The 5,482-nt window shown below is 35.9% G+C and carries 5 protein-coding genes and 1 rRNA gene; 1 reads left to right on the top strand and 5 read right to left on the bottom strand.

Features of this window, described 5'->3' with window-relative positions:
- Positions 1-390: 390 nt before the first annotated feature.
- Positions 391-1,611, bottom strand: coding sequence for a DUF438 domain-containing protein (locus TR08_RS16535; protein WP_045519986.1), 1,221 nt, complete (start codon positions 1,609-1,611; stop codon positions 391-393).
- 304 nt (positions 1,612-1,915) lie between these two features.
- On the opposite strand from TR08_RS16535, the gene TR08_RS16530 reads away from it, so the two are divergent.
- Positions 1,916-2,893, top strand: a complete 978-nt coding sequence (locus TR08_RS16530; RefSeq protein WP_045519985.1) for a ring-cleaving dioxygenase — start codon at positions 1,916-1,918, stop codon at positions 2,891-2,893.
- A gap of 44 nt (positions 2,894-2,937) precedes the next feature.
- Here the strand turns inward: TR08_RS16530 and TR08_RS16525 are convergent, their stop codons facing one another.
- The 4 genes from TR08_RS16525 to rrf form a co-directional block, all read right to left on the bottom strand.
- Positions 2,938-3,267, bottom strand: coding sequence for a hypothetical protein (locus TR08_RS16525; protein WP_045519984.1), 330 nt, complete (start codon positions 3,265-3,267; stop codon positions 2,938-2,940).
- A gap of 125 nt (positions 3,268-3,392) precedes the next feature.
- The gene (gene map, locus TR08_RS16520) at positions 3,393-4,136 is read right to left on the bottom strand and encodes a type I methionyl aminopeptidase (RefSeq protein WP_045519982.1); all 744 of its coding nucleotides are present in this window, start codon (positions 4,134-4,136) and stop codon (positions 3,393-3,395) included.
- 108 nt (positions 4,137-4,244) lie between these two features.
- Positions 4,245-5,087, bottom strand: coding sequence for a pentapeptide repeat-containing protein (locus TR08_RS16515; RefSeq protein ID WP_045519980.1), 843 nt, complete (start codon positions 5,085-5,087; stop codon positions 4,245-4,247).
- A 312-nt stretch (positions 5,088-5,399) separates the two neighbouring features.
- Positions 5,400-5,482 (bottom strand): 5S ribosomal RNA (gene rrf / locus TR08_RS34180); the annotation flags it as partial.

Raw genomic sequence — 5,482 nt, 5'->3', positions numbered from 1 at the left:
AGCGTTCGTCCTGAGCCAGGATCAAACTCTCCAAGAAAGTTGATATAGCTCATAAAAGTTACGTTGGCTTAGCTTTTATAAAAAAACTAAAAAATTGTTTGTTGACGTTCTTGTTTGTTTAGTTTTCAAAGAACAAGTTTGCTAGTTTAGTAGCAATACAAAATATATTACCATATTCACTTCGTGATAGTCAACATATTCTTTCGTTTCATTCATATGTTTGACTCCCTCTCGAAGGGAACTTTTATATAATAACACCAATCCTATATACGATACAATAGTAATTTTTTCCAAATAACTTAAATAACCAATGAAATTTTAAAAGGTTAGTGCTTGTTTAACTTACATACAAAAAAAGAAACGCGTGAAAGCCTCCACGCGTTGTAATATCTAAGACATAATCCTTTTTTCCCCTTCAATCGCTTTGATTGGATCAATATTTTGCGTAAATTCAAGTGTACCCATGTATTTACCACTCTCGTCTCTAACAGCAAAATAACGAATATATACGTATTTATCACGGAACTTGATCCAGAAATCTTCTGTATCCTTCCTGCCTGCTTTAAAATCAGCTAACAGTTCCTCCACCACATGTACACTTCTTGGAGGATGACAATTTTGAACTGTACGGCCAATAACAGCCTTTGTACGAGCAAAAATTCTTTCTTTTCCATGAGAGAAGTAACGGACTACATCGTCTTGATCAATGAAGGTGAGATCAATAGGTAAATGGTTTAACAGCAGCTCTAGCTGCTTTAATGATAATATCCCTGTTTCCATTTTAATAAATCCTTCAGAGATTGCTTTTTCATCCAATGCATGTCTTTCAGGCTTCCATACCTCTGTAGGTGCAATCAAGCAATATCCAATTTCATCGCTTTCATGTGCTATTTTTACCCATTCATCTTCGGTAAAATTGTTCAATGCCATCGGAAAAAGAATGTTTTCTTCTCTGTAAATCATGGTGATTACTTCTTGATTAACAAAATTTAAAACTTCAATAACTGCCTGCTTGTCCCCATTATAGGAAGCTAACTTCTGCCTTGCGTCTTTAATTGCATCACGGATAAAATCGTTAATCCTCCACATGTTAGTTGTTGGTCCAAAAATGCCGTACGTTTCTAAATAAGGGAAAATTAAATTCTCTTTTCGGCTGTAGTGCTTATCAATGTCGAGCAGAAGATTGATATCTTCTAAAAGCCTTAGCACATTTTCATGACTATCTTCTTTTTCAAACTGCTCCAAATGAACTTGAAGTTGATTATTTACCAATTTGTCTAGTTCTTTATTTTCTAATATAAAGGTGTGGATGGGATGACCTGGCTGTTCCTCTGGCTTATTTGTTTTTTCTATTTCTTCAATTGATCCTGTAAAAATTTCTGTATGTTTTGCATGTAAACGATGCATTTCTTCTAAAGAGAGATCAACAAAATCATCCTGTAGCTGAGAAATTTCATCGATGGTAATTTTTCCGATAAACGCATCAAAATGTGCTTTTACCTCTTTAACATTTTTTCCGTTATGAAGATCTTTAAAGATTTGTTTTAAAATCGCTTGTCGTTTATTTGGATTATTTGTAAGTTGCTCACGATTATTAATTATTTCACTCATAGGTATTCTCCTTCGCTAGTTGCTCTATTTAAATGGGAATGATAATGAATCTCATACATAAAATAACACCTTTTTAAAAATCAGATTGTGATTAACATCATTGGTACGGAAATAAACTTAATAAATGTGATAAATTTAAGAACGAATTATGGACAGAGAAATTGACAGCAATTTTTTTCCGTGTTATATTTATCTCGAATTAAAGATATTTAGTTTCAAGAGATTAATTATCCCCTGTCCCTTAGGACTGTATAGATCTTTAAAGGGAAAAATAAACAAAGACATACTTAATGGAGGAATAAACTTGAATAACTTAAAAGGAATACACCATGTAACAGCAATAACAAGCAGTGCCGAGAAGAATTATGAATTTTTCACTTATGTATTAGGTATGCGTCTAGTCAAGAAAACAGTGAATCAAGATGATATTCAAACCTATCACTTATTTTTTGCGGACGACACGGGAAGCCCAGGAACAGATATGACATTTTTTGATTTCCCCGGTATTCCAAAAGGCGTGCATGGAACAAATGAGATTTCAAAAACCTCCTTCCGTGTACCAAGTGACGTAGCAATTGATTATTGGGAAAAGCGTTTTGACCGATTAAACGTAAACCATACCGGAATAAAAGAACAATTTGGCAAAAAAACGTTATCGTTTGTTGATTTCGATGACCAACAATACCAATTGATTTCAGATGAAAACAATGAGGGAGTTGCTGCAGGTGTACCATGGCAAAATGGTCCGATTCCATTAGAATATGCGATAACTGGATTAGGTCCTATTTTTGTACGAATTGATAACTTTGATTATTTTAAAGAAATGATGGAAAAAGTTCTGCTTTTTAAAGAGATTGCTCAAGAAGGAGATTTTCATTTATTTGAAGTAGGTGAAGGAGGAAACGGCGCACAAGTAGTGGTTGAGTATAATGCAGTCCTTCCACAGGCACGACAAGGATTTGGTACAGTTCACCATGCTGCATTCCGGGTTGAAGATCGTTCAGTACTTGATGAATGGGATCAACAAATGAGGAGTTTCGGCTTACAAACATCAGGTTTTGTTGATCGCTACTTTTTCGGGTCTCTATACTCTAGAGTTGCCCCTCAAATCTTATTTGAATTTGCAACGGATGGTCCTGGATTTATGGGAGACGAGCCTTATGAAACCCTTGGTGAAAAACTATCATTACCTCCATTTTTCGAATCAAAACGTGATCAAATCGAAAGACTCGTACGTCCAATCAATACAGTAAGAAGTACGATTAAATTTAAAAAGGAATAAAAAATGAGCGGATCCTTTGGGACTCCGCTTTTTTCTGTGATTGATTACCACAGTTTAATATGTGATTTCACTATGTCATCATCATTTGTAGCTTCAAATACTTCCACTAATTTAACAGTAGGTTTCTCATTCGTATAATTTCGAAGTTCCTGCTCTAATTTCGGGAACAAAATTTTATTTGCCTGCTCTGCTTCCTCCTTTGTATCCCAATAGTTCAATGCACGATATTCTCCAGATGGATCATCAAAAAAACAAACACTTCCCCTGAACCCATTCATTTTCCTACAAAATATATCAAATTCTTTTGTTAATCTTTCCGCAATTATTCTTTGATTTGCTCCCAGTTTATAGTGTATTAACCGTGCATAATACATTGATTTCCCTCCCATTGCGTAATAATATCAATCACTTAGTACTTTATGATAATGCCTAAGAAAAGATGATTCCTTAAAAATGAAAAAGTGCCAGGCACGAAAGCAGCTGGCACTTGTAATTACTATTATAATGTTGTAATGATAGGTCCATTTTTCGTAAGGATAATGGTATGTTCGTACTGAGCTACATAACTTCCTTCGGTTACATAGGTCCAGTCATCACCTTCAATTTGAAAAACTTCCTCTTCTTTTGTTGAGATGAAAGGTTCGAATGCGATAACCATTCCATCCTTTAAAAGTTCGTCATCCCACGTATCGTGATAATTATAAATATGGTCTGGTGCTTCATGTATTCTGCGTCCAATTCCATGTCCTGTCAGGTTCATGATAACCGTTAATCCGTGCTGTCTTGCCGTTTGGATGACGGCTTTTCCAATTCCACTTTTCTTCGAACCCGGTTTTGCCTTCTTAAGACCTGCTTCAAATGCCAATTTTGCGACATCACAAATTTTTGTTAAAATCTCTTCGCCTTCACCTACTACAAATGAAATACCTGTATCGGCAAAATAGCCATTCTTTGAACCAGAGACATCAATATTTACGATGTCACCTTCTTGAATGACCCTCTTGCCTGGGATTCCATGGGCTACTTCTTCGTTGACACTTATGCATGTGTAGCCAGGGAAATCATATTCACCCTTTGGTGCAGAAATTGCACCCGCCTTTTCGAAAAGCTGTCCAGCTATATCATCCAGATCCTTTGTTGTTATGCCAGGTACTGTTCTTTGTACCAATTCGTCTCTAATTTCGGCACAGATTTTGCCGATTTCTTTTAACGCTTGAATATCTTCTTCTGTTTTTGCTATCATGTGTTTTCCCTACTTATCATATTAATATCGTTGTAAACTTTCCATTCTTATATTTTAGGCTTACTTTTATGAAAAATTCAAGTATGTTTCCTTTCTATATAAAACAAACTATTCTTCTTGATGCCAATGTGCAGGCATTACTAAAGTGGGTGGTAATTTGGTATAGATGTTACCCTTTGCAGCATTCACTTGAGCTTGTGTAAGAAAGATACTCCCAGTTAGATTAGCCCCACTAATATCCGTATCCCTAAAATCCGCACCGATGACATCACACCATCTAAGATCTGCATTTCTAAGGTCAGCAGCAATTAGTAAGGCACCTCTTAGGTTTGCTCCCTTTAGATCGGCTCCTTTCAACTTTGCACCTAAATAATCCATTCCCCGACGTGTATTTTTTGGTTTTTTAGTTACTTGAGCACGAACCAATTCACTTGTACGAATCAGTAACTCATTTACCTTTGCTCTATGCTCCGTAACATCAATGCTCAATATAATTTCTGGACTTTTACTAGTTAGTTCTTCAGTCTCTTCAATACAAAGCTTCACTTCTTTATGAATTGATTTTGCAGCTTCTAAAGTGAGTACTTCATTTAAATACCAAAGCATCTCGTGAAGCTGCTGCATAATTGGATAAACATCAAACATCTCTTGTGCCGTATCTTTGTTTGTACGCCAATCCTTTCCTTTATATGTGACTTGTGATACCTTTTGACCAGCACCAAAACATTCATAAGCCGAACAGCCACGAAACCCATTGTTACGAAGGTCTTTATGTATACCACACAGATAATTGGATTGTAGGTTACGACAGGGGGTTCCTCCGTCTTTATCAAATGCGAAATCGGCTGATTTTGCATAAGGCAAGGCGACACAGCACAAACCAAAGCAATTTTCACAGTCTGCACGTAAATAATTTAATTTATTGTCGTCTATTATTAATGCTCTAGACAAAATGAACACTTCCTTCTATTAAAAAACTTGCCTGTTGGTCTTTTTAAAAATTCACCTAGGAATTATCTTAACACAGAATATACAAGACGTCTTTTCCCCATTTATGTATCGTTTTATAGAGTTGAAGGTGTGCACAATTAGCTGCTATTCGTTACCGTTTTCTCTGAAAATAGTGCGACACGGGCACGATTAAAATTATTAATTCATTCGTTCAATAAAATAAAAAATTATATTTCCTTTTTCTATATAAGATCACGTTTTCCTTCCGGACAAACAAAAAAAGAACAACCTTTTCAAGTTGTTCTTCATTGTGCCTGGCAACGTCCTACTCTCACAGGGACAAAGTCCCAACTACCATCGGCGCTGAGAAGCTTAACTTCCGTGTTCGGTATGGG

The sequence above is a fragment of the Neobacillus niacini genome (genome assembly GCF_000759675.1).
Taxonomy (GTDB): domain Bacteria; phylum Bacillota; class Bacilli; order Bacillales; family Cytobacillaceae; genus Neobacillus; species Neobacillus niacini_A.
This window is presented reverse-complemented; position numbering and strand designations above follow the sequence as displayed.

What these genes read in the sequence shown, in the direction of transcription:
- map (WP_045519982.1), bottom strand. Translation starts at nt 4,136, where the DNA reads ATGATAGCAAAAACAGAAGAAGATATTCAAGCGTTAAAAGAAATCGGC.
- TR08_RS16535 (WP_045519986.1), bottom strand. Translation starts at nt 1,611, where the DNA reads ATGAGTGAAATAATTAATAATCGTGAGCAACTTACAAATAATCCAAAT.
- TR08_RS16525 (WP_045519984.1), bottom strand. Translation starts at nt 3,267, where the DNA reads ATGTATTATGCACGGTTAATACACTATAAACTGGGAGCAAATCAAAGA.